The sequence below is a fragment of the Streptomyces sp. NPDC037242 genome (assembly GCF_055604165.1).
In genome coordinates this window covers 12,450-36,697 of the sequence record NZ_JBVJUY010000017.1, presented here as the reverse complement: position 1 = coordinate 36,697, position 24,248 = coordinate 12,450, and the positions used below count along the sequence as shown (strand labels likewise).

The following is a 24,248-nucleotide window of genomic DNA, read 5'->3' as shown; positions in this document are numbered from 1 at the left end:
AAGTAGGTCGAGATTGCGATGAGCACTCGATGAGTACGCGATGAGTACGCCCATGAAGTAGCAACGGTCCGGCGTAACCCGGACCTAAAAGGAGCGAAGTGGCTAAGGTCCGGGTATACGAACTCGCCAAGGAGTTCGGAGTTGAGAGCAAGGTCGTCATGGCCAAGCTCCAGGAACTCGGTGAGTTCGTCCGTTCGGCGTCCTCGACGATCGAGGCGCCGGTTGTGCGCAAGTTGACCGACGCACTGCAGGGGCCCGGCGGCAACGCCGGCAAGTCCGCTGCCAAGCCGGGTGCGCCCCGTAGCGCCGCGCCCGCAAAGCCCGGGGCCCCGACCCCGGGTCCCGCACGTCCCGCTGCCCCGAAGCCCGGTGCACCGGCCCCCAAGCCGGTCGTCGCAGAGGCTCCGGCCGCCGCGGCGCCCGCCCCGGTGACTCCGGCCGCCTCCGGCCCGCGTCCCGGCCCGAAGGCCCCGGCCGCCCCGAAGCCCGCTCCGGCGGCTCCCGTGGCGACCGAGTTCTCCGCGCCTCCGGCGGCTCCCGCCGCCCCGGCGCGCACCGAGCGTCCCGCCGCCGCGGCTCCCGGCCCCCGTCCGGCGCAGCAGCGTCCGGCGCAGGGTCAGGGCGGCCAGGCCGGCGCCCGTCCCGGCGCCCCGCGCCCGGCCGGCGCCACCCCCCAGGCGCAGCGGCCCGCCGGTGCACCCGGTGCCTCGGCCCCGCGTCCCCAGGGCGCCCGTCCGGCCGGTCCCCGTCCGGGCAACAACCCCTTCACCTCTGGTGGCTCCACCGGCATGGCGCGCCCGCAGGCGCCCCGTCCGGCCGGTGCTCCCCGTCCCGGTGCCCCCGGCGCCGGCGGCGGCCAGGGTGCTCCCCGTCCGCAGGGCGGCCCCGGCGGCGCCCCGCGTCCGCAGGGCCAGGGCGGCGCCCGCCCGACCCCGGGCGGCATGCCCCGTCCGCAGGGCGGCGCCCCGCGTCCCGGTGGTGCTCCCGGCGGTAACCGTCCGAACCCGGGCATGATGCCGCAGCGTCCCGCTGCCGGTGGTCCCGGTCCCCGTCCCGGTGGCGGCCCCGGTGGCCGTGGTCCCGGTGCGGGCGGTCCCCGTCCCGGCGGCGGCGCAGGCCGTCCCGCGGGCGGCGGCTTCGCCGGCCGTCCGGCCGGTCCGGGCTCGCGTCCCGGCGGCGGTGGCGGCTTCGGCGGCCCGCGTCCCGGTGGCGGCGGCTTCGGTGGCGGTCCGGCCGGTGCCGGTGGCGGCGGTCGTCCCGGCTTCGGTGGTCGTCCCGGCGGTCCCGGTGCCCGTGGTGGCACGCAGGGTGCGTTCGGCCGTCCCGGCGGTCCGGCGCGTCGTGGTCGCAAGTCGAAGCGTCAGAGGCGCCAGGAGTACGAGGCCATGCAGGCCCCGTCCGTCGGCGGCGTGATGCTGCCGCGCGGTGGCGGCGAGACCGTTCGCCTGTCGCGCGGTGCGTCCCTCACCGACTTCGCGGAGAAGATCAACGCCAACCCGGCGTCGCTCGTCGCCGTGATGATGAACCTCGGCGAGATGGTCACTGCCACGCAGTCCGTCTCCGACGAGACGCTCGAGATGCTGGCCGGCGAGATGAACTACGTCGTTCAGATCGTCAGCCCGGAGGAAGAGGACCGCGAGCTCCTCGAGGGCTTCGACATCGAGTTCGGTGAGGACGAGGGTGGCGAGGAGTTCCTCGTCGCGCGTCCGCCGGTCGTGACCGTCATGGGTCACGTCGACCACGGTAAGACCCGACTGCTCGACGCCATCCGCAAGACGAACGTCGTTGCGGGCGAGGCCGGCGGCATCACGCAGCACATCGGTGCGTACCAGGTCAGCGCCCAGGTCAACGACGAAGACCGCAAGATCACCTTCATCGACACCCCGGGTCACGAGGCGTTCACCGCCATGCGTGCCCGTGGTGCGAAGTCGACCGACATCGCGATCCTCGTGGTCGCGGCCAACGACGGCGTCATGCCGCAGACGATCGAGGCGCTCAACCACGCCAAGGCCGCCGGCGTCCCGATCGTCGTCGCGGTCAACAAGATCGACGTCGAAGGTGCCGACCCGGTCAAGGTGCGCGGTCAGCTCACCGAGTTCGGTCTGGTCGCCGAGGAGTACGGCGGCGACACGATGTTCGTCGACATCTCCGCCAAGCAGGGTCTGCACATCGACTCCCTGCTCGAGGCCGTCGTCCTCACCGCCGACGCCTCGCTCGACCTGCGCGCCAACCCGGAGCAGGACGCTCAGGGTATTGCGATCGAGTCCCACCTCGACCGCGGCCGCGGTGCCGTTGCCACCGTCCTCGTCCAGCGCGGTACCCTCCGCGTCGGCGACACGATGGTCGTGGGCGACGCCTACGGCCGAGTGCGCGCCATGCTCGACGACAAGGGCAACAACGTCGAGGAAGCGGGTCCGTCGACCCCCGTCCTGGTCCTGGGTCTCACCAACGTCCCCGGCGCCGGCGACAACTTCCTCGTCGTCGACGAGGACCGTACGGCCCGTCAGATCGCCGAGAAGCGTGCTGCGCGTGAGCGCAACGCCAACTTCGCCAAGCGCGTCCGTCGCGTGTCCCTCGAGGACCTCGACTCCGTGCTCAAGGCCGGTCTGGTCCAGGAACTCAACCTCATCATCAAGGGCGACGCGTCCGGTGCGGTCGAGGCTCTCGAGTCCTCGCTGCTCCAGCTCGACGTCGGTGAAGAGGTCGACATCCGGGTCCTGCACCGCGGTGTGGGTGCGGTCACCGAGTCCGACATCTCGCTGGCGATGGGCTCCGACGCCATCGTCATCGGTTACAACGTCCGTGCGGCCGGCCGTGCCGCGCAGATGGCGGACCGTGAGGGCGTCGACGTCCGCTACTACTCGGTGATCTACCAGGCCATCGAGGAGATCGAGGCGGCCCTGAAGGGTCTCCTCAAGCCGGAGTACGAAGAGGTCGAGCTCGGTACGGCGGAGGTCCGCGAGATCTTCCGCTCGTCCAAGCTGGGCAACATCGCGGGTGTCCTCATCCGCTCCGGCGAGGTCAAGCGCAACACCAAGGCGCGCCTGCTGCGCGATGGCAAGGTCATCGCGGAGAACCTCAACATCTCCGGTCTGCGCCGCTTCAAGGACGACGTCACCGAGATTCGCGAAGGCTTCGAGGGCGGTATCAACCTCGGCAGCTACAACGACATCAAGATCGACGACGTCATCGCGACGTACGAGATGCGCGAGAAGCCCCGCGCGTAAGCGCGAGGCGGTTCGCACCGTGTCGTAACTCGTAACACCGGGGCCGGTCGGCGGAATATCCGTCGATCGGCCCCGGCCGTTGCGTGTACGGTTCTGGTGACCCTGCCGCGCGACGGCCGGCAGGCCACCGAACCCGCACCGGCGGGATATCCGGAACTGCATGTACGTGGGGACTCTGTCCTTCGATCTGCTCCTCGGCGACGTTCACTCGCTGAAGGAGAAACGCTCCGTCGTCCGGCCCATCGTGGCCGAGCTCCAGCGCAAGTTCTCCGTGAGCGCGGCTGAAGTGGGCGACCAGGACCTGCACCGCAGGGCCCGTATAGGGGTCGCTCTGGTGAGTGGGGACGCGGGGTTCCTCTCGGACGTACTGGACCGCTGCGAGCGGCTGGTCGCGGCGCGTCCGGAAGTGGAGCTGCTGTCGGTACGACGGCGGCTGCACGGTGATGAAGACTGACTGCAAGACAAAGAAGGAGACGGACCAGTGGCCGACAATGCGCGGGCGAAGAAGCTGGCGGACCTCATCCGGGAGGTGGTGGCCGAGAAGCTGCAGCGTGGTGTCAAGGACCCCCGCCTCGGTACGCACGTGACCATCACGGACACCCGGGTCACCGGCGACCTGCGGGAGGCCACGGTCTTCTACACGGTCTACGGTGACGACGAGGACCGGGCCAGCGCGGCAGCGGGCCTGGAGAGCGCCAAGGGCGTACTGCGCTCCGCGGTCGGCCGGGCGGCGGGCACCAAGTTCACGCCCACCCTGACCTTCGTCGCGGACGCCCTCCCGGAGAACGCCAAGACCATCGAGGACCTCCTCGACAAGGCGCGCGCCTCCGACGCCCAGGTGCGCGAGGTCTCTTCCGGTGCTCAGTACGCAGGCGACGCCGACCCGTACAAGAAGCCCGGCGAAGACGACGACGAGGACGCAGCCGCGGAATGAGCAGCAACGCAGGGAAGACCCCGGACGGCCTTGTCATCGTCGACAAGCCGTCCGGCTTCACTTCGCACGACGTGGTCGCCAAGATGCGCGGGATCGCCAAGACCCGCCGCGTCGGCCACGCCGGCACGCTCGACCCGATGGCGACGGGTGTCCTGGTGCTCGGGGTCGAGAAGGCCACCAAGCTCCTCGGCCACCTCGCGCTGACGGAGAAGGAGTACCTCGGCACGATCCGGCTGGGGCAGAACACCTTGACGGACGACGCCGAGGGCGAGATCACCTCGTCCACGGACGCCTCCGGGGTCACCCGGGAGGGCGTGGACGCGGGCATCGCCAAGCTGTCCGGCGAGATCATGCAGGTCCCGTCCAAGGTCAGCGCCATCAAGATCAAGGGCGTGCGCTCCTACAAGCGCGCCCGCGACGGCGAGGACTTCGAGATCCCGGCCCGGCCGGTGACCGTCTCGTCGTTCCAGGTGTACGACATGCGGGAGGCGCAGGCCGAGGACGGCACCAAGGTCGTCGACCTCGTCGTCTCCGTCGTCTGCTCCAGCGGTACGTACATCCGCGCCCTCGCCCGTGACCTGGGCGCCGACCTCGGCGTGGGCGGGCACCTGACGGCGCTGCGGCGCACGCGCGTGGGCCCGTACAAGATCGACCGGGCGCGGACGCTCGACCAGCTCCAGGAGGAGCTGACCGTCATGCCGATCGGCGAGGCGGCCGCCGCGGCCTTCCCGCGCTGGGACCTGGACGCCCGGCGGGCGTCGCTCCTGGGCAACGGCGTGCGGCTGGAGATGCCGGAGGCCTACGAGGCCGGGCGGACGGTGGCGGTCTACGGGCCCGACGGACAGCTCCTCGGACTCGTAGAGAACAAGAACGGCAAGGCCAAGTCCCTCGCGGTCTTCGTCTGAGGTTCCTGATTGACGTGGAGCGGTGAGCGCACATCGACTGCTGCTCACCGCTCCACGACCCCCCTCGGGTAGGTCTCTATCCACCCGGACCCCCGTATTCACCCGTCCGAGCAGGCGCTCGGAGTGAATGGAGGGAGCGTATGGGGGCGCTTTCGTCTCGCGATCTTTCCCCGCTGATCTTCACGTGCCTACCGTCGTGAGCACGGGCGTGGCGGGGGGCGTGGCGAAAGTGGTGCGGCGATGGCGGACGCGGACGGGGCTACCTGGGTCGGCGGGCTGGGCGGGCCGGGCGCGGCGAGTGCGGCGGGCGGGCCGGGCGCGGCGAGCGGGCGGGGCGGCCCCGACGGGCCCGGCGGGATCACCGCGGACCTGGTGAGGATCTGCGATCTCGCCGGACGGCCGCGGGGCAGCGGTTTCGTCGCCGACGACTGCGGGACGGTGGTCACCAGCCACGAGGCCGTGGACGGGCTGGCCCGGGTGGTGCTGCACGGCCCGGGGGAGCGGACCTGGCTCGCGGAGGCCCCGGACGTGACGGCGCTGCCGGAATGCGGGCTGGCGCTGGTACGGACCGACGGGCTCGGGGTGCGACCGCTGCCGGTGGCGATACGGGAGGACGTGGCGCCCGGGACGTACGTACGGCTGCCCGCGCGGGGATGGCGGCAGGCGCGGGTGCTCGGTCCCGCGGAGGTCACCTACACGGCCACGGACCGCTTCCACATGCTGCCGGCGGCGCTGGAGCTGGCCATCGGGACCGACGGGCAGGATGCGCTCCGCCTCGGCGGAGAGGCGTGCGGCGGGCCGGTGCTGGACGCCGGGACCGGAGCGGTGCTCGCGGTGCTGGGCACCGCTCTGCAGGCGGAGCACCGCTCGGGCGGGTTCGCGGTGCCGCTGGCCGCGGCCGCCGCGGCCGATCCGGACGGGCCGCTGGCGGTGCTGCTCCGGCGCAACGCCGCCACGGTGCCGGGCTACGGCCGCGACCTCAACCTCGCCGGCGCGCTGGAACTCACCGGCACCACCCTCGGCGCGGCCTTCGCGTCCCGGAGCCCGGAGCCGGTGGACCGCCCGGCCGTCGCCGCCGAACTGGACGCCTTCGCCTCGGGCGACCGCCTGGTCCTCGCGCTGGTGGGGCCCCCGGGGACGGGCCGCACCACGGCCCTGGCGGCCCTGGCCGTCCGCCGGGCCGACGGAGCCTGCCCGGCCCCGACGCTCTGGCTCCGCGGCGCCGATCTGCGGTCCGCCGACACCTCTGTGGCCGATGCGGTGGCGCGGGCGCTGGCGGAGGCGGCCCGCATCGTGGCCGCCGTCGCCTTGGCGGAGGGCGAGGGGGAGGGCGGCGGCGCCGGCCGGGGGACGGGGGAGCAGGTGGCGCGGCTGGCCCGGCGGGCCGGGCGGGCGCTGGTCGTGGTGCTCGACGCGCCCGAGGAGATGCCCCCGGAGCTCGGCCAAGGACTCGGACCCTGGACCGAAGGCACCGTGCGGTGGCTGCGGGAGACCGGGGCCCGGCTGGTCGTCGCGGCCCGGCCCGAGCACTGGGAGCAGGCCGGCGCCCTGTACCCGTCCGAGGTGCTGCACACTCCGGCCCGGCCCGCCAGGAGGCTGCCGGCCGCGGTCCCGCTCGGCGACTTCACCCCGGCCGAGGCCGAACGGGCCCGGGCCCGGTTGGGGGTCCCGGCCGACGCGGTCCGGGAGTCCGACAGCAGGCATCCACTCACCCTGCACCTGCTCGCAGGCGTCCGTGCCGCCGGGGTCACCGCCGGGCGGCCGGGGCGCGAGGAGGTCTTCGGCGCCCACCTCGACCTGATGTGCCTCCGGGTGGCCGTCCGCATCGCCGCGGCCGGCGCCGCGCTGCTCCCGAGACCCCGCGAAGCCGGACCCTGCGCCCACGCCGGCGGCGGCCCGGGTGCGGGTACGGGCCCCCACCAGGCTCCGGCGGCGTACCGCCTGGGCACCGACACGGACACCGGCGCGGTGGCCTACGACCGCGGCACGGGCAGGACCACGCGCCCCGGCGGGGGCCCCGGCCCGGGTACTGGCCCGCGCTCCGGCGCGACGGTGTACGGCACGGGTACCGGCTCCGGAGCGGGTACCGGCTTCGGCGCCGCTGCTGGTCCGGCGGCGTACGGCACGGGTACCGGCTCCGGAGCGGGTACCGGCTTCGGCGCCGCTGCCGGTCCGGCGGAGTACGGCCCGGCTTCCGGCGCGGATACGGATCCCGGTCCGGGGAGGGGATCCGGCGCGGCGGCGTACGGGACGGGTCGGGGTTCGTGGACCGGCCCGGGCTCCGGCGGGGGCAGCGGCTCCGGCCCCGCTGCCGGCCCCGCTGCCGGTCCGGCGGCGTACGGCCCCGGCGGGGACGCGGGGGACTGCGGGGGTGGGGCGGTGGCTTACGGGCCCGGGGTGGGGAGGCTGGCCGCGCGGGTGGCGGGGCAGGTGCACGAGGCCGCGCGGCGCTGTCTGGGGCCCGGGCGGGGGGCCTTGGACCGGGCCGCCTTCGAAGAGCTGTTCCCCTGGCGCACCGGCTGGGCCTCAGCCGTGCTCACCGAGGGGCTGCTCGTGCCCGCCGGGCCCGGCTACCGCTTCGCCCACGAGGAACTGGCCGACTGGCTCCAGGCCGGCCACCTCGACCTGCCGGCCGCCCTCGCGGCCCTGGAGGGCCCCGGCCACAGTGTGCCCCGGCACCGCATCGGGCCCGTGCTGGAGGCCCTGCGCAGGCTCGCCTCCGACGAGGTCGGACCCCATCTCATGCGCCTCGTACGGGCGTTGAACGCCGACCCCGCCCCCGAGCCCGCCTGGTGGGCCGGCCGGCTGCTGCGCGAGACCCTGCTGCGCGCCCCCACCGCCCGACCGCACCTGCCCGTCCTGCACGCCCTCGCCGAGCACATCGCCCACACGGGACGGCAGGAGGAGTTCGACGGCTGGTTCTGGAACCGGCTGCGGCTTCCCGAGTCCGACCGCCTCGACCTGCTCCGCCGGATGCTGCCCAGCGACCACCGCTACCTCGACGCCGCGGCCCGCCGCCTCGTCCGCGACCCCCGGCTCGCACAGCCCCTGCTCTGCGCCTGGTTCACCGACGAGCGGCGGCTGCTCGGCCGCCCAGGGGCGACCGTCGCCACCGCCGCCCAGGCGCTTCTGCACACGCACCGCGGCCTCGCCGTCGACGACCTCACCGAGGCCCTCGTCACCGCCGCGCACCCCCGCGCCGACGAACTGCTCACCGTGCTCGCGGAGGACGAGCCGTCCGCCCTGTGCCGGGCCGTCGAACGCTGGGCCCACGACGAGCGCCCCGGGCGGCGCGTCGCGGCCGCCGCCTACGGGCTCGCCACCGCCCCGCACGTCCGCACGCCCGCCGACCGCGAGCTGCTGCGCTACGCCGCCCAGAAGCTGCTCTCGCGCCCCGGCGACGCCACCTTGCACGGCAGCGCCCTCGGGATGCTGCTGCGCGACCCCCAGGTGCGCGCCCGGTACCTGCCCGACGCCCTCTCCTGCTTCCGCGACCCCGACCGCGGCTCGCGGCTGCCCGCCTCCGCGCTGGTCGCCGCCCTGCCCGTACTGCCCGACCCGGACGCGGTGTTCGCCGCCCTGCGGGCCCGGGCCGACGGGGAGGTGGTGCGCGCCCTGGCCGCGCTGACCACGCCGGGGCTGGCGCGCCGCGCGGGCGACCTCGTACGGGAGCACCTCGCGCTCAGCCCGCAGGACGCACCGCACGCCGCCGCGTTCGTGGACCGGAGGCTCGAACAGGGCCTGGCCGCCGCGCCCGTGCTCCGCCCGCTGGTGCTGGACCTGCTCCGGTCCGGCCCGCCCGCGGTCCGGGCGGCGCTGGCGGCCGTGCTGGCCGCGCCCGGCGGGGAGCCCTCGTACACGCTGCGGGGCGAGCTGGCCGACGTACTCCTGCGCGAGGAGACCGACCCGGTGGTGCTCGACGCCTTCCTCGGAGCCGTCGCCGAGGGGGCCGCCGGGCGCCCCGAGGCCCGTTCCCGGGAGCTGCTGCGGCGCACCGGGCGGCAGCTGCTGCGGGCGCCGGGCGGGCCCGCGGTGTTCGAGCGGCGGACCGTGGAGCTGGCCCGGGCGCGGCCGGCCTTCGGCGCGCTGGCCGCCCAGTGGCTCGCGGAGGCGGGCGCCGAGGCGGCGGCGCTGCTCGGGCCCGGAGCGCGCCGGGCGCTGGAGACCCTCGGCCGAGGCGGGCCCGCGGGCGCGGCCCCGGCCTGACCCGGCGGACACGGTACAAGTCCCAGCCAGACGCCGATGGTGGGCACCGGCCACCGGCATGGCAGTCTTAGACCTGCAATCGGCAATCAGTACAGGGACTACACGGTTCGGGCGAGGAGCGGTCACAGTGCAGCGCTGGCGTGGCTTGGAGGACATCCCCCAGGACTGGGGACGCAGCGTCGTCACCATCGGCTCCTACGACGGCGTGCACCGGGGCCACCAGCTGATCATCGGGCGGGCCGTGGCCAAGGCCCGCGAGCTCGGCGTGCCGTCGGTCGTCGTCACCTTCAGCCCGCACCCCAGCGAGGTCGTGCGCCCCGGCAGCCACCCGCCGATCCTGGCGCCGTACGACCGGCGCGCCGAGCTGATGGCCGGGCTCGGTGTGGACGCGCTGCTGATCCTGCCGTTCACGACGGAGTTCTCGCAGCTGTCCCCGGCCGACTTCATCGTGAAGGTGCTCGCCGACAAGCTGCACGCGCGCGCGGTCATCGAGGGCCCCAACTTCCGGTTCGGCCACCGGGCCGCCGGGAATGTCGACTTCCTGCGCGAGCTGGGCAGCACGTACGACTACGAGGTCGAGATCGTGGACCTGGTGGAGCGCGGCGAGGCGGGCGGCGGAGTGCCGTTCTCCTCGACGCTGGCGCGCAAGCTGGTCGCCGAGGGCGACATGGACGGCGCGGCGGAGATCCTCGGCCGGCCGCACCGGGTCGAGGGCGTCGTGGTGCGCGGTGCGCAGCGCGGGCGCGAGCTCGGCTACCCCACGGCGAACGTCGAGACGCAGCCGCACACCGCGATCCCGGCGGACGGGGTGTACGCGGGGTGGCTGACGGCGGACGGCGAGCGGATGCCCGCGGCGATCTCGGTCGGTACGAACGTGCAGTTCGACGCCACCGAGCGGACCGTGGAGGCGTACGCGATCGACCGGGTCGGGCTGGACCTGTACGGCATGCACGTGGCCGTCGACTTCCTCGCGTACGTCCGGGGCATGGCCAAGTTCGAGTCGCTGGACGGGCTGCTGGAGGCCATCGCGGACGACGTGAAGCGGGCGCGGGTGCTGACGGAGGCGTACGACAGCGAGCGCTGAGGCGCTGAGGCGCTGAGGCGCTGAGGAACGGCCGAAGGGCCCGTACCGACCTGGTCACCAGGACGGTACGGGCCCTTCGTGCGTGCGCGGGTCAGCCGAGGCGGGGGTCGCGCGGGGGCTGGCCGGGCTGCGGCTGCTGCTGCGGCGGCTGAGGCTGCTGCGGTGGCTGGGGCTGCGGCTGCTGCTGCCAGGGCGTGCCGGGCTGCGGGTAGGGCTGGCCGTACGGCTGCGGGGCCTGCTGGTACGGGGCCTGGCCGCCCTGCGGCGGCTGCGCCTGCTGCTGGGGCTGCCCGTGCTGGGGCTGCTGGGGCTGCTGGGGCTGCGGCTGGCCCCAGTGGGCCTGGGCCGCCTGCTGCTGCGCGCGGATGAAGTCCTCGGCGACGAGGGCGGACAGGTTGAAGTACGCCTCGCGCGTCTTGGGCCGCATCATGTCGAGGTCGACTTCGGCGCCGGCCGCGAGGTGCTCGTCGAACGGCACGACGACGACACCGCGGCAGCGGGTCTCGAAGTGCTGCACGATGTCCTCGACCTTGATCATCTTGGCGGTCTCGCGGACCCCCGAGATGACGGTGAGGGAGCGCGAGACGAGGTCGGAGTACCCGTGGGCGGAGAGCCAGTCGAGCGTGGTGCTGGCGCTGCTCGCGCCGTCCACGGACGGGGTCGAGATGATGATCAGCTGATCGGCCAGGTCCAGGACCCCGCGCATGGCGGAGTAGAGGAGCCCGGTGCCCGAGTCGGTGAGGATGATCGGGTACTGGCGGCCGAGCGTCTCTATGACGCGGCGGTAGTCCTCGTCGTTGAAGGTCGTCGAGACGGCCGGGTCCACGTCGTTGGCGATGATCTCCAGACCGGAGGGGGCCTGGGAGGTGAACCGCCGGATGTCCATGTACGAGTTCAGGTACGGGATCGCCTGGACCAGGTCGCGGATCGTGGCCCCGGTCTCGCGGCGCACGCGGCGGCCGAGGGTTCCGGCGTCGGGGTTCGCGTCGATGGCCAGGATCTTGTCCTGGCGCTCGGTGGCGAGGGTGGCGCCGAGGGCGGTGGTGGTCGTGGTCTTGCCGACGCCGCCCTTGAGGCTGATCACGGCGATGCGGTAGCAGGACATCACCGGGGTGCGGATGAGCTCCAGCTTGCGCTGGCGCTCCGCTTCTGCGGCCTTGCCGCCGAAGCGGAAGATGCCGCCGCTGCCCGCGGCGGGGGTGGAGCCGCTCTTGGCCTTCTGCTTGCCGCGGATCAGGCGGTCCGAGGACAGCTCGACGGCGGCGGTGTAGCCGAGGGGCGCCCCGCCGGTGGGCTGGCCGACCGTGTAGCGCGGGTCGGGGCCGGGTCCCTGCGGGTGCGGCTGCTGGGGCTGGGGGTACGGCTGGGGCTGCGCCCCGGCCTGCCACTGGGCGCCGCCGCGGGGGTCGGTGTACGGGCCCGGGGCCGGGGCCTGCGGCTGAGCCTGCGGCGGGACGGGCGGGAACCCGTACCCGTCGGCGGGCGCCGGGGGCGCGTACCCGCCCGGGGCGTCGGCGGCCTGCGGCTGTGCGGGCGGGAACGCGTAGCCGTCGGCGGGCGCGACGGCCTGCGGCTGTGCGGGTGCCGGGGGCGCGGGCGGGAACCCGTACCCGTCCGGGGTCTCGGCGGCCTGCGGCTGTGCGGGTGCCGGCGGCGCGGGCGGGAACCCGTACCCGTCGGCGGGCGCCACGGGGGTTGCGGGCTGCGCGGGCGGGAAGCCGTAGCCGTCCGGGGTGTTGGCGGTCTGGGGCTGCGCGGGTGCCGGGGGCGCGGGCGGGAACCCGTACCCGCCCGGGGCGTCGGCGGCCTGCGGCTGCGCGGGCGGGAAGCCGTAGCCGTCCTGCGGGGCGGCCGAGGCCGGGAACGCGGGCGGCAGTGGAGGCAGTTCGGCGGGTGCGGTCTCCGGGACGGTTCCCCCGAACGGGGTCTCCGAGACGGCGGCCGGAGGCACGGGCGTGCCCTCGGCGGGGGTGGCCGTCCGCACGGGCGCGGCCGCGTCGGCCGTGGCGGGCTCCGGCGTGCTCGGGTAGGCCGGAGACGGGCGCGTCGGGGTCTCGGCGGCCTCCGTCTCCTCGGCCGGAGCGGGCACCTGGAGCGGCGCGGCAGCGGCGTCGGCGCTCGGGGCCGCCTCCGGTGCCGGGAGCGGCGCGGGTGCGGTATCGGCCGGGGACGCGGCGGCGAAGCTCGGCGGCTGGTACGGCGTGTGTGCCGCGTCGGACGGAGCCGGGCTCACCGGGGTCTCGGCAGCCTCCGGCTCCTTGGCCGGTGCCGGGAGTGGCGCGGGTGCGGTATCGGCCGGGGACGCGGCGGCGAAGCTCGGCGGCTGGTACGGCGTGTGTGCCGCAGCGGCCGGAGTCGGGCTCACCGGGGTCTCGGTCGCCTCCGGCTCCTTGGCCGGTGCGGGCGCGGCGGCGGTCGGCGCGTCGATCGAGTAGCTCGGCGGCTGGTACGGCACGAATCCCGCGTCAGCCGCAGACGTGCTGACCGGCTCCGGGGCCGATGCCCGGTACGGCGCGGGCGCGTTGGCGGCCGGGGTCTCGCCCGAGTAGTTCGGCGGCTGGAAAGGCGCGGACACCGGGTCCGCGGACACCGGGTCCGCGGCGGGCGGCGTGGCCGGGGCCTGGAACGGCGCGGGCGCACTCGCGGCTGGGGTCTCGGTCGCGTAGCTCGGCGGCTGGTACGGCGTGTGCGCCGCACCGGCGGACGGCGTGGCCGGGGTCTCGGCCGGGCGGTCGACCGAGTAACTCGGCGCCTGGAAGGACGCGGGTGACGCGTCGGCCACCGCCGAGCTTCGGTAGATCGGGGCCTGGAGAGGAGCCGGCGCCGCCGGGGAGGCGGCGGGCGCGCCCTCGCCCTCAGCAGGCGAAGCGGCCTCGGCAGGCCGGTGCGGCTCGAACCCGCTGCCCTCGGGCAGCGCCGGCGTGGCCGGCACGGCCGGGGCTGCGGGCACGGAGCCCTGCGTGTACCAGGCCGGCGGTGTGTAGTCGATGGTGAACTCGCCCGTCAGCTCGGGCTCCGCGTCGGACTGATCGTCCGTCGGGACGTCCCACGTCCCGCCGCGCCTCTCGTTCCGATCGCCGCTCACTGGTCCTCCTGGTCTGTCGAACACTGGTCCGGCGCCCACCACGACGCCGCGCCGACGCTCAGCCTAATCGCGCGCCGTCACCGGTGTCCGCCCCCGTCGGCCCGCCCCCGTCGGTCGGACCGCCAATGACCCCACCCCACAAGGCGGGGGTCATACATACATCCTGCCCACAACAACGCCCTCCGGGCCAACCGCCCCCCGGCCAGGACAACCGCCAGGACAACCAACAGGCCGGCCGCCGGGTCCATCCGGGCTCAGTCGATCCGTCTCGCCGCGCCCAACAGGCCCGTCTCGGTCTCCGTCGGCTGCGTCATCACGAACTGCCGGTCCCGTTGCGTGCACCACAGCGTCACCCCGTCGCCCAGGGTGGGCAGCGAGGCCACCGCCCCCTGCGGCAGGTGCATCAGACGGCCGATCTCCTCCGCCTCGTCGGGGGAGACCCGCTGGACGCCGACCAGCGCGGAGTTGCGCAGCAGGCGCGGCGCCGTCGGGCTCAGGTACGGCAGCAGGGTCAGCACCGACTGCCAGGGTCCCGCCACCACGCGCCCGCGCGGCGGCCGCATCCCGCAGTCGCGTACCACCAGCACCGGGCTGCCCGCCGACGCTCCCTGCGGCGGCACCCGGCCCACGTCGTGCAGGGTCACGCACGGCTGGCCGCCGCCCGCGGCCCGGGCCAGCCCGGCCCACACCGGGCCGCGCCCGGTCTCCACCGCGACCCGCGCACCGGTGGCCGCCGCGCGCAGCGCCACCACCTGCGCCGTCCACAAACCGCCGATCAGCGTGATCTCGTACGGTGTCGGCCGGTTGACGCCGAGCACCGAGGGCCGTCCCTCGGCGTCCACGCCGATGACGACGCCGTCGTCCCCGACGGGCAGGGCGAGTGCCTCCAGGTCCACCGTCGACAGCACGTGCCGCTCGCGGCGCGGGCCGACCAGCCCGAACCCGCCCCGTGCGCCACCGGTACCCCTCATCGCGCGCCTCCCAGCGGCAGCGAGGCCAGCAGCCCCGGCACCTGTTCGCGGTCGAGCCGGACCAGCCCCGTCTTCACGCCGCGCGCGGTCCGCTCCAACTCGCGCCGTGCGGCCACCAGTTCCTCGTCGCTGCGCCCGGTGACCCGGACGTGCCCGGTCAGCGTCACCCCGTGCCGCCCGCCCGGGGCCACCGTCAGGCTGAAGTTCGTCGCCAGCGCCGGGAGCGAGGTCAGAAGCGCCACGAACTGCGGCAGGGCCGCCCCGGCGCCGCCCAACTGCGGCCAGCGCCCTATCCAGTACGTCGTGTGCCGCCGGTCGTCGCAGCGCCAGACCCGCGCGGTCTCCTCCGTGCGCCGCCCGGGACCGCGCGTGCCCGCCGTCCGCCCGGCCTGGGTGATCGCCATCGGGTTGGCGCACGAGGACGTGGCCAGCGCGGCCGTGAGCTCCTGCTCGGTCAGCACGGTCGCCCGGAAACCGGCCCCGGTCAGGCGGCTCGCCAGCTGGTCGGCCGCCCGTACCAGGCACCGCTGCGCGCCCGTCTGCCCGCCGCCGCGCGCGGTGACCGCCTCGGGGCACAGCTCGGGGTCGAGTTTGAGCGCGACCCAGGTCAGCCGCACCGCCGGGGAGCCCGTCCGGGCCTGCAGCGGCGCGTAGTTGAGGGCGGCCATGGACTCGGCCGGCAGGTGCGGCGCGGGCGCCGGCTGGGTGTGCTGCACGAGCTGCGCGGACTCCAGCCGGATGCCGTCCACTTCGAGGATGTCCCGTACGACCGCAAGCGGCAGCGGCCGCGCCGTCCGGTCGGGCCGCAGGGCGGTGGCGTCCGTGTCCACCTGGACGACCGCGGTCAGGAAGGTCCCGTCGCCGACCATCCCGACGGGCCGCCGGTCGCGGCCGCTGAAGGTGAGGGTCCGCAGCGCCGGATCGGCCTCGACCAGCGGGGCCAGCCCCGGCTCGGTGCCCGCGGGCACGGCGGAGGCGGCGGCCCGCAGGCGGCGCGCGCGCAGCGCGAGCGCGCTGCCGATCCACTCGGGCAGCGAGCGCTGGTGGCGGCGTACGACCGCGAGCACCACGAGGACCAGGGCGAGCGCGCCGGCGGGTGCGAGGAGCAGCGGCTCGACCGCCCAGGCCACGAGCAGTGCGGCCGCGGCGACCTGGAGCAGTACGAGCTGTTGCAATCGGAATGGTCCGAACCGCCCCGGGCCCGCCTCCGGATGCGGGGTCACCCCGTCGCGCGGGGGCGCGGCCGTACCGGTCTGCGGCTGCGCAGTGCTCGTACCCACGGGCGCACCTCCCCTTCCAGGACCGGACCCCGTGGCTCCCGGTGCGGTGCGGCGGCCCGCCGCACGCCCCCGGAACCCTCCCCAATCCGCCCCAACAACCCTGAATTACACGGCTCTTACGGTCAGCGGTGCCAACCGCACCCTACCCGTCAGCGTCAGACGCCCCGTCAAGAGGCATAGTAGGTGCCCGGTCCGACAATCGAGGCCCGGCGACCGTGGTCACCGGCCGGGCCGTGCGGGGAGAAGCAGGCGGTCATGGCATCACGACGCGATGAGCTCAATGCGTACACCTTTGCGAAGCGGCGCACGGTGGCCGCGTTTCTCCAGCCCTCGGCCACCGGCACCGAGGAGGGCGCCCCGCGTCCGCTGCGCGCGGTCGTCCCCGGGCTGGTGACGGGCGCGCTCCTGCTCGGCGCCTTCGGAGCCTGGGGCATGTTCAGACCGGTGGCGCCCAGGAACTGGGACGCCCCCGGCACCCAGGTGATCGTCGGCAAGCAGTCGACGACCCGGTACGTCGTTCTGGCGACCACCGTCAACGGCAAGGAGCAGACCCGGCTGCACCCGGTGATGAACCTGGCCTCCGCCCGGCTCCTGCTCGATCCGGCCAAGTTCAAGGTCGTCCAGGTCGACGACCGGATGCTCGACAAGGGCAGGCTGCCGCGCGGCCCCATCATCGGCATCCCCTACGCCCCCGACCGGCTCCCGGCCCCCGCCGACGCGGGCAGGGCCAAGCGCTGGGCCGTCTGCCAGCAGCCCGGCGGCAACGGCCGGGGCGTGCAGACCGCCGCCTTCGTGCTCGCGGAGCGGGAGGAGGGGGTGATGGACGACGCGCGCCGGCTGGGCGACACCCAGGCGCTGTACGTGCAGAACTCCGACGGGGCCAAGGAGCGGTACCTGGTCGACTCGACGGGCACGAAGTACCGGTTCCCCGAGGGCACCGCGGACGCGGGCACCATGACCAACGCCATGGTCGGCACCGGCGCCACCCCGCAGCCGGTCACCGAGGCCTGGCTGGCCACCCTCAACTCCGGCGAGGACCTGGCCTTCCCGCCGCTGCCCGCCGGCGCGGTGGCCGGGACCGACGCGGGTGTCCCGGGCCTGGTCGGCGAGGACAACCGGGTCGGCATGGTGCTCAAGGCGATGACCGGCTCCGGCGCGCAGCACTACGTGGTCCTGCCCGGCAAGGTGGCCCCGGTCTCCGACTTCGTCGCCTGGCTGCTGATCTCCTCGCCCGCGACCGACGGCCTCAACATGCACGGCAAGGCCCGCGAGGTGGACCTCCAGTCGCTGAGCCCGGATCCCGAGCCGTTCCGGAGCGACGCCAAGTGGCCGCAGAGGAAGGTCGACCGGGTGAACCAGGCCGCACCCGCCACCGCATCCGCACCCGCCACCGCATCCGCCTCCGCTGCCCCCGTCCCCGCCTCCACCGCGGACCGCGACACCGTCTGCAACGTCCTGCGCTCGGTCGACGGCCAGGGCAACCAGACGCTGAGCACCTGGGCCGGCACCGGCTTCCCCGTAGACATCACCGCCAGCGGCACGAGCGCGTACGTCACACCGGGCTCCGGGCTGCTGTACACCCAGCTGCAGGGCCGCCAGACGACCGCCGGCGGCTCCCTCTTCCTGGTCGCCGACACCGGACTGCGCTACGCCGTGCAGGCCAACGGCGACAGCGACGCGCCGCAGGTCACGGCCCCGGCCGCGGCCGACGGACGCCCCCAGCCCAGCCAGGCGCAGACCCGGCTCGGCTACGGGGGCGTCGTCCCGGCCATGGTGCCCATCGCCTGGTCGGAGTTCCTGTCCAAGGGGCCGCGGCTGGACACCAACTCCGCCCGCCAGCCCCAGGGCTCCTGAGGATGCCGACGATGCCGATGCCGATGCCGATGCCGAAGCGCAAGCTGATGCCGAGGCGCAAGCCCGTGCCGATCCGGACGCCCGCCGCCGCCCTCCTGCTGGCCGCCCTCTGTGCCGCCCCGGCTGCCGCCGCGGCTCCGCAGGCCCCCGACGGCGCCGGCGAGTGCACCTTCCCCATGAAGAAGCAGATAGAGGACCGCCCCTGGGCCCTGCAACGGCTCCTGCTCGACGAGCTCTGGGCCAAGACCAAGGGCGCGGACGCGAAGGGCAACAGCGTCCGCGTCGCCGTCATCGACACCGGCGTCGACCGGGCCAACCCGCAGCTCGCCGCCGCCGTCGACGCGGGCTCCGGCCGGGACTTCGTCGACCCGCAGGGCGGCGACGGTACGCGCGACACCGTCGGCCACGGCACCCGGGTCGCCGGACTCATCGCGGCGCGCCCCCAGCCGGGCACCGGCTTCGTGGGCCTGGCCCCGGAGGCCACCATCATCCCCGTCCGGCAGAACGACGGGCAGGGGAACGGCGACACCGCGACGCTGAGCCAGGCGATCGACCACGCACTGGCCAAGGGCGCCCAGATCATCAACATCTCCCAGGACACCGACGCGCCCCTGAGCCCCGACTCGGCCCTGGGCAAGGCGGTGGAACGGGCCGTCGCCGCGAACGTCGTGGTGATCGCCTCGGCGGGCAACGACGGGCTGAGCGGCGAGAAGCGCAACACCTACCCGGCGGCGTTCGAGGGCGTCCTGGCCGTGGCCTCTTCGGACCGCAACAACGAACGGGCCGCCTTCTCCCAGCCCGGCGCCTTCATCGGGGTCGCGGCGCCCGGTGTCGACATCGTCTCCACCGTCCCGGGATACGGCCAGTGCGTGGACAACGGCACCAGCTTCTCCGCGCCCTACGTCGCCGGGGTCGCGGCCCTGCTGCGCGCCGAGCACCCGGAGTGGACCGCGCAGCAGGTCGTCTGGCAGATCGAGAACACCGCCGAGCGCGCCGTCAACGGCCGGGACGATTACGTCGGATGGGGTGTCGTCGACCCGGTGCGCGCCGTCACCCAGGACCGCGAGCCGCCCAGGGCTCCGGTCCGGGACCCGGGGCCGCCCCCGGCGGCGGCCCCGCACGTGGCCGCGCTGAACACGGCCGAGTCGGCGCAGGAGCGGGAGGAGCGGCTGGGGACGTACGCCCTGGGGATCGGCGCCCTGCTCATCGCCGTCGTCGCCGGGACGGCGACCGTGATCAGGGACGCCCGCGGCCGTCGTCGTCGTTTGCAGTGAACGGTCACAGTTCATCAACGGAAGCCGCACGACGGTATTGGGGGCTGACGGCGAACTGGCTACAGTGACAACCGGCTTCACGACTGTGATCGGGGGATTGGCGTGAAGCGGAGGGGGTCTGCCGGGCACGCGTGGCTGGAATCCATGCCCCGGACTGTCCGCTCCGCCGCGCGATCCGCCGGTTCTGACCGGCGTATTGAGAAGTGAGGGGCTTCGGATGACCAACAATTTCGGACTCGCCGACGATCCGGTCGTCAAGGCGACGAACAGGATCGCCGACACGGCCAACAACGTCACCAAGCAGGCCCGCGAACTGGCGGACATCCTCGCCACCGTGAGCGCCGGCTGGACGGGCGTCGGCGCCTCGGGGTTCGTCTCGGCCCAGACCCTGGTCAACGAGGACCACGACCAGATCCGCAAGCTGCTCGGGGTCCTCCACCACGCGGTGTCCGAGACGAAGAACCTGAGCAACGCCCAGGACGACGACGTGCGCGCGGCGTTCAACTCCGTCAGGAACGCCACCGGCGGCAACGGCTCCGCTCTCAACGGCATCTGAAACGGCATCCGATCCCACGTCCGAAGGAGAAGATTCATGTCCGGCAACGACGGCCACACCAAGGTCCAGTACGAGAGCGTCCAGATCATGGCCGACCGGATCCGGGCGATCTCCCAGAAGATCGTCCAGGACCTGACCGACATGGACCGCGCCCTGAAGGTCGTCACCGACACCTGGGACGGCGAGGCGCACGCCCAGTACGTGCAGCTCCAGGCCAAGTACAAGGGCAAGGCCGAGCACATGCGCGACCAGCTGGCGCTCGTCGCGGACCTCGTCGAGCGCGGCAAGTCCGACTACCGCGCCACCGACGTGAAGGCCTCGCGCCTGTTCACCGAGGCCTACTGAGCCCGGACCCCGGCCCCCGGCCACGCGACGGCGAAGGGGCGCGCCCGATGCGGGCGCGCCCCTTCGCCGTGCACGGTCGACGTCCGGTCTCAGCGCGGACCCCGGTCGAGGTCGAACTCGCCGTCCCTGGCCCCGAGTACGAACGCCTCCCACTCGGCCGCCGTGTAACGCAGCACGGTGTCCCGGTCGAGCGAGGACCGCATCGCCACCGCGCCCTCGGGCAGCCGCGCGATCTCGACCCGCTCCTCGTCCGGGCTGGTCCCGGGCGGGCCCTCCCACTCGACGCCGCTGATGTCGAGTGCGTACAGCTCGTCCTTCTCCTGCTGGGTGCCCATGTGCGGCCTCTCCCTCGGTGCGTGGTGCCACTGCTGCGTTCGCTGCTGATTATCGGTGCAGACCAGGGGGCCGGGGGAGGCTTTCCCCCGTATCCGGTACGGCTCCCCGGGCGTCACGCCTCCGGCAGCCGGCCGAGCTGCACCAGCGACGTGCCCCGCCTGCGCGTGGTGAAGTACGCCCGCCCCGGGGGCATCGGGCGGGGCCGGACGTTGCCGACCAGGTCGCCCTCGGAGGGGTCGCCGGACAGCACCACGCCCTGCGCACCCAACTCCTTGATCCGCTGCATGAACGGCTCGTACAGCGAGCGCGAGGCCCCCGCCGAGTTGCGGGCGATGACGAAGCGGACCCCGGTGTCCCGGGCGAACGGCAGGAACTCCACCAGCTGGGCCAGCGGATTGCCCTGGCTCGTCGCCACCAGGTCGTAGTCGTCGATGACGATGAACACGTCGGGGCCCGTCCACCAACTGCGGTCGCGCAACTGCTGCGGGGTGACGTCCGTCGGCGGCTGGCGCCGGGAGAACACCCCGACCAGGGCCTCCATGTGCATCTGGAGGGAGCCCGCCATCGGCGCGTACTCCAGCAGGTGCTCCTCCGGCAGCGCCCCCAGCAGGCCGCGCCGGTAGTCGCCGACCACCAGCCGGGCCCGCTCGGGCGGGTAGCGTTCCGCGATCTGCCGGGCGATGAGCCGCAGCAGGTTCGTCTTGCCCGACTCGCTCTCGCCGAAGACGAGGAGGAAGGGATCGGTCTCGAAGTCGACGAACACCGGTTCCAGGGCCGTCTCGTCGATGCCGATCGCCACCCCGCGGCCGGGGTGCTCCCCGCCCTTGGGCAGCTGCTCGGCGTGCAGCAGCCGCGGCAGCAGCCGCACCCCGGGGGCCGCGGCGCCCGTCCAGTTCTCCTTCACCGCCGCCACGAAGGCCGCCGTCGCCTCCGACAGGTCCTCCGCGTCGTGCGAACCGTCGATGCGCGGGAGCGCGCCCAGGAAGTGCAGCTTCTCCGGCACCTGGCCGCGGCCCGGCATCCCGGTGGGCACGTTCGCGGCGACCCGCCGGTCGAACTCGGAGTCCATCACGTCGCCGAGCCGCAGCTCCAGCCGGCTGAGCATCTGGTCCTTCAGCGCCGCCCGCACCTCCATGTAGCGGGCCGCCGTGACCACCACGTGGATGCCGTATCCCAGCCCCCGGGACGCGATGTCCGTGACCACCGCCTCCAGGCCCTCGTACTCGCCCCGGAAGCCGCCCCATCCGTCGACGACCAGGAAGACGTCGCCCCAGGGCTCGCCCGGCAGCTCCCCGGCCGCGCGCCGCCGCCGGTAGGTGCCGATCGAGTCGATGCCGTTGGAGCGGAAGAACTCCTCGCGCCGGTTCAGGATGCCGCCGACCTCGGCCACGGTGCGCCGCACCCGCTCCGGATCCAGCCGGGAGGCGATCCCGCCCACGTGCGGCAGCTCGGCGAGCGAGGAGAGGCTGCCGCCGCCGAAGTCCAGCCCGTAGAACTGCACTTCACGCGGGGTGTGCGTGAGCGCGAAGGAGGAGATCAGCGTCCGCATCAGCGTCGACTTGCCCGACTGCGGACCGCCGACGACCAGCATGTGGCCCGCCGCACCCGCGAAGTCCCGGTACAGCACCTCGCGCCGCTGCTCGAACGGCTTGTCGATCAGGCCGAGCGGTACGACGAGCCCCCCGGGCCGCGTGTACCCCTCCGCGTGCAGCCCCCGCTCGGCGCTCGGCGCCAGCGCCGGCAGCAGCTGGTCCAGCGGCGGCGCCTGGTCCAGCGGCGGCAGCCACACCTGGTGCGCCGGCACCCCCTGCCCCTCCAGCCGGCCCACGATCACGTCGAGCACCGTGTCCGCCAGCGCGTCGTCGCCCCGCGCGGCCTGCGCGGCCTGCGCCGCCAGGTACGCCGGATCCGGGGCCGCGTACACCACCGGCACCGGCGCCGCCGTGAACAGCGCGGGCCGCCGCTCCACCGGGAACAGCCCGGCCGGCAGCTCCGGCCCGCCCGAACGGTAGGTGCCCGAGACGTACGCCGCCTTGAAGCGGGTCATCTCGTCCGTACCGAACTTCAGATAGCCCGAACCGGGCACCGGGGGCAGGTGGTAGGCGTCCGGCACGCCGATCGCGGTCCGTGACTCCGCCGCCGAGAAGGTCCGCAGCCCGATCCGGTACGAGAGGTACGTGTCGAGCCCGCGGAGCTTGCCCTCCTCCAGCCGCTGCGAGGCCAGCAGCAGGTGCACGCCCAGCGACCGGCCGATGCGGCCGATCTGGATGAACATGTCGATGAAGTCGGGCTTGGCGGTCAGGAGTTCGGAGAACTCGTCGATGACCAGCACCAGAGACGCGAGCGGCTCCAGCGGCGCACCCGCCGCGCGGGCCTTCTCGTAGTCGTGGATGTTCGCGTAGTTGCCCGCCGAGCGCAGCAGCTCCTGGCGGCGCTGGAGCTCGCCGCGGATGGAGTCGCCCATGCGGTCCACCAGCGTCAGGTCGTCCGCCAGGTTGGTGATGACCGCCGCGACGTGCGGCATCTGCCCCATCCCCGTGAAGGTGGCACCGCCCTTGAAGTCCGCCAGTACGAAGTTCAGCGTCTCCGAGGTGTGCGTCACCGCCAGACCCAGCACCAGCGTGCGCAGCAGCTCCGACTTGCCAGAACCCGTCGCGCCCACACACAGGCCGTGCGGCCCCATGCCCTCCTGCGCGGCCTCCTTCAGGTCCAGCATCACCGGGGCACCCCCCTCACCCACCCCGATCGGCACCCGCAGCCGCTCTCCGGCCGACCGCGGCCGCCAGGTCCGCGCCACGTCGATCTGGGCCGCGTCCCCCAGGTTCAGCAGGTCCGTGAAGTCCAGATTGGCCAGCAGCGGCTCGTCATCGTCGCCGCCACCCGTGCGCAGCGGCGCCAACTGCCGCGCCAGCGCCTCCGCCGCGGGCAGCGACAGGACGTCCGGTACGCCCTCGTACGCGACGCCCCCGGCGGACTCCAGCCGCAGCCGGCCCGGCCGCACCACGACCGACAGCCCGCCGCGCGGCTCGTCCAGGGTGCCCGCCACCACCTCGACGACGGTCACGCCCTGCAACCCCTCGGCCGCCGCGAACACCGAGTCCGGCGGAACCAGGCCGCCGCGGGCCGAGTCGGGGTCGAGCACGATCACCAGGTGCGGCTGGTCCAGTACCGGGGACCCCTCCCGGCTGAACCGCGGCCGCCCCTCCAGCCGGGGTGCCAACAGCCCCTCCAGCTCGGTCAGGTCGTCACCGAACAGCCGCTTCGTACCGGCTCCGTCGTAACCGCCGGCCGCTCCCTGCACCTGCGCGTGCGGCAGCCACTTGATCCAGTCCCACGAGGGCACCGCGCCCGGCGCGGCCACCACCGCGACGACCAGGTCGTCGGGGGAGTGCAGCGTCGCCAGCTGCGCCACCAGCGCCCGCGCCGTGCCGCGGGCCGAATCCGGCTCACCCGACACGGTCACGTGGTAGAAGGCCCGCATCGACACCGCCACCGGCAGCCCGTCCAGCGAGGAGTGCACCCGCAGGAAACGCTGCATCGCCCCCGCCGCCAGCGGCTCCAGCTCGTCCACCGGCGCCGTCTCCGGAGCCACCAGCGGCGTCACCAGGCGCTGCGCGCCCAGCCCCAGCCGGGCCTGCCCGAAGTCCACGTCGCCGACCCGCCGCTCCCACAGCCGCGAACCCTCGGCCACCACCGACCACAACTGCTCCGGAGCGGGGTGCAGGTACAGCTGCGCGTCGCGCTGTGCCCGAGCCGTACGGCGTACCCGACGGCGCGTCTGCGCCAGGTACTTCAGGTAGTCACGGCGCACATCGGCCATTTGCCCCTGCGTACCGCGCCGGTGGCGCACGACCTGCGCGGCGGCCATGGCCGCCGTGGACACGAGCATCAGGACGCCCATGATGCGCATGAACGGATGATTGCCCGGCAGGAAGAAGAAGACGACCGACGAGCCCATGCCCAGCATCGGCAGGAGCTGCATCAGCATGCCCTCCTGCTGTCCCCGCGGAAGCTCCGGCGGAGCCTCAAGTCTCAATTCCTCAGAAGGGAGTTCGGGCGGCAGCGATCTGGGCGGGCGTCTGACGACGATCTGGCTCACCGGAGCATCAATCCCTCGAAAACGGACGGGACATCGCTACCGGCGGCCCCAAGTCCCGGGCGCGGAGGGGGACTCCTGCGCGCGACGGCGAT

Annotated in this window: 15 protein-coding genes; 10 read left to right on the top strand and 5 right to left on the bottom strand. The window is 74.2% G+C overall.

Annotation, left to right across the window (positions count from 1 at the left end; translation table 11 throughout):
- Positions 1-98 precede the first annotated feature (98 nt).
- The 6 genes from infB to ACZ7GJ_RS20985 all read left to right on the top strand — a co-directional run bounded on the left by infB (position 99) and on the right by ACZ7GJ_RS20985 (position 10,356).
- Positions 99-3,227 (top strand): translation initiation factor IF-2, encoded by a 3,129-nt coding sequence (gene infB, locus ACZ7GJ_RS21010; RefSeq protein WP_470753670.1) that lies wholly within the window; start codon positions 99-101, stop codon positions 3,225-3,227.
- Between the two features lie 160 nt (positions 3,228-3,387).
- Positions 3,388-3,681, top strand: coding sequence for a DUF503 domain-containing protein (locus ACZ7GJ_RS21005; RefSeq protein WP_030651158.1), 294 nt, complete (start codon positions 3,388-3,390; stop codon positions 3,679-3,681).
- A gap of 27 nt (positions 3,682-3,708) precedes the next feature.
- Positions 3,709-4,161: a 30S ribosome-binding factor RbfA gene (rbfA, locus tag ACZ7GJ_RS21000; RefSeq protein WP_389410219.1), complete on the top strand. Its 453-nt coding sequence runs from the start codon at positions 3,709-3,711 to the stop codon at positions 4,159-4,161.
- Positions 4,158-5,066 carry a tRNA pseudouridine(55) synthase TruB gene (gene truB, locus ACZ7GJ_RS20995; protein ID WP_470753668.1) on the top strand — a complete coding sequence of 303 codons (909 nt, stop codon included), beginning with the start codon at positions 4,158-4,160 and terminating at the stop codon, positions 5,064-5,066. The genes rbfA and truB overlap by 4 nt, the downstream gene beginning before the upstream one ends.
- A gap of 240 nt (positions 5,067-5,306) precedes the next feature.
- Complete coding sequence (locus ACZ7GJ_RS20990) at positions 5,307-9,272, top strand: hypothetical protein (RefSeq protein WP_470753666.1); 3,966 nt, start codon at positions 5,307-5,309, stop codon at positions 9,270-9,272.
- Positions 9,273-9,399: 127 nt separating this feature from the next.
- The gene (locus tag ACZ7GJ_RS20985) at positions 9,400-10,356 is read left to right on the top strand and encodes a bifunctional riboflavin kinase/FAD synthetase (RefSeq protein ID WP_470753665.1); all 957 of its coding nucleotides are present in this window, start codon (positions 9,400-9,402) and stop codon (positions 10,354-10,356) included.
- A gap of 91 nt (positions 10,357-10,447) precedes the next feature.
- Here ACZ7GJ_RS20985 and ACZ7GJ_RS20980 read toward each other — a convergent pair whose 3' ends face one another.
- From ACZ7GJ_RS20980 to eccE, 3 genes are all read right to left on the bottom strand, one after another.
- A complete protein-coding gene (locus tag ACZ7GJ_RS20980) occupies positions 10,448-13,441 on the bottom strand; it encodes an SCO5717 family growth-regulating ATPase (protein WP_470753663.1) in 2,994 nt (997 codons plus the stop codon).
- A gap of 254 nt (positions 13,442-13,695) precedes the next feature.
- A complete protein-coding gene (locus ACZ7GJ_RS20975) occupies positions 13,696-14,412 on the bottom strand; it encodes a hypothetical protein (RefSeq protein ID WP_470753661.1) in 717 nt (238 codons plus the stop codon).
- Positions 14,409-15,692: a type VII secretion protein EccE gene (gene eccE / locus ACZ7GJ_RS20970; protein ID WP_470753660.1), complete on the bottom strand. Its 1,284-nt coding sequence runs from the start codon at positions 15,690-15,692 to the stop codon at positions 14,409-14,411. The genes ACZ7GJ_RS20975 and eccE overlap by 4 nt, the downstream gene beginning before the upstream one ends.
- Positions 15,693-15,947: 255 nt before the next feature.
- On the opposite strand from eccE, the gene eccB reads away from it, so the two are divergent.
- From eccB to ACZ7GJ_RS20950, 4 genes are all read left to right on the top strand, one after another.
- Positions 15,948-17,546: a type VII secretion protein EccB gene (eccB, locus tag ACZ7GJ_RS20965; protein ID WP_470753659.1), complete on the top strand. Its 1,599-nt coding sequence runs from the start codon at positions 15,948-15,950 to the stop codon at positions 17,544-17,546.
- 17 nt (positions 17,547-17,563) lie between these two features.
- Positions 17,564-18,820 (top strand): type VII secretion-associated serine protease mycosin, encoded by a 1,257-nt coding sequence (mycP, locus tag ACZ7GJ_RS20960; RefSeq protein ID WP_470753846.1) that lies wholly within the window; start codon positions 17,564-17,566, stop codon positions 18,818-18,820.
- Between the two features lie 217 nt (positions 18,821-19,037).
- Positions 19,038-19,376, top strand: coding sequence for a hypothetical protein (locus ACZ7GJ_RS20955; protein ID WP_470753658.1), 339 nt, complete (start codon positions 19,038-19,040; stop codon positions 19,374-19,376).
- Between the two features lie 36 nt (positions 19,377-19,412).
- Positions 19,413-19,721: a WXG100 family type VII secretion target gene (locus ACZ7GJ_RS20950; protein ID WP_365917405.1), complete on the top strand. Its 309-nt coding sequence runs from the start codon at positions 19,413-19,415 to the stop codon at positions 19,719-19,721.
- A gap of 89 nt (positions 19,722-19,810) precedes the next feature.
- Here ACZ7GJ_RS20950 and ACZ7GJ_RS20945 read toward each other — a convergent pair whose 3' ends face one another.
- Positions 19,811-20,056 carry a DUF397 domain-containing protein gene (locus ACZ7GJ_RS20945; protein ID WP_030303613.1) on the bottom strand — a complete coding sequence of 82 codons (246 nt, stop codon included), beginning with the start codon at positions 20,054-20,056 and terminating at the stop codon, positions 19,811-19,813.
- A gap of 113 nt (positions 20,057-20,169) precedes the next feature.
- The gene (eccCa, locus tag ACZ7GJ_RS20940; RefSeq protein WP_470753655.1) at positions 20,170-24,156 is read right to left on the bottom strand and encodes a type VII secretion protein EccCa; all 3,987 of its coding nucleotides are present in this window, start codon (positions 24,154-24,156) and stop codon (positions 20,170-20,172) included.
- Positions 24,157-24,248 lie beyond the last annotated feature (92 nt).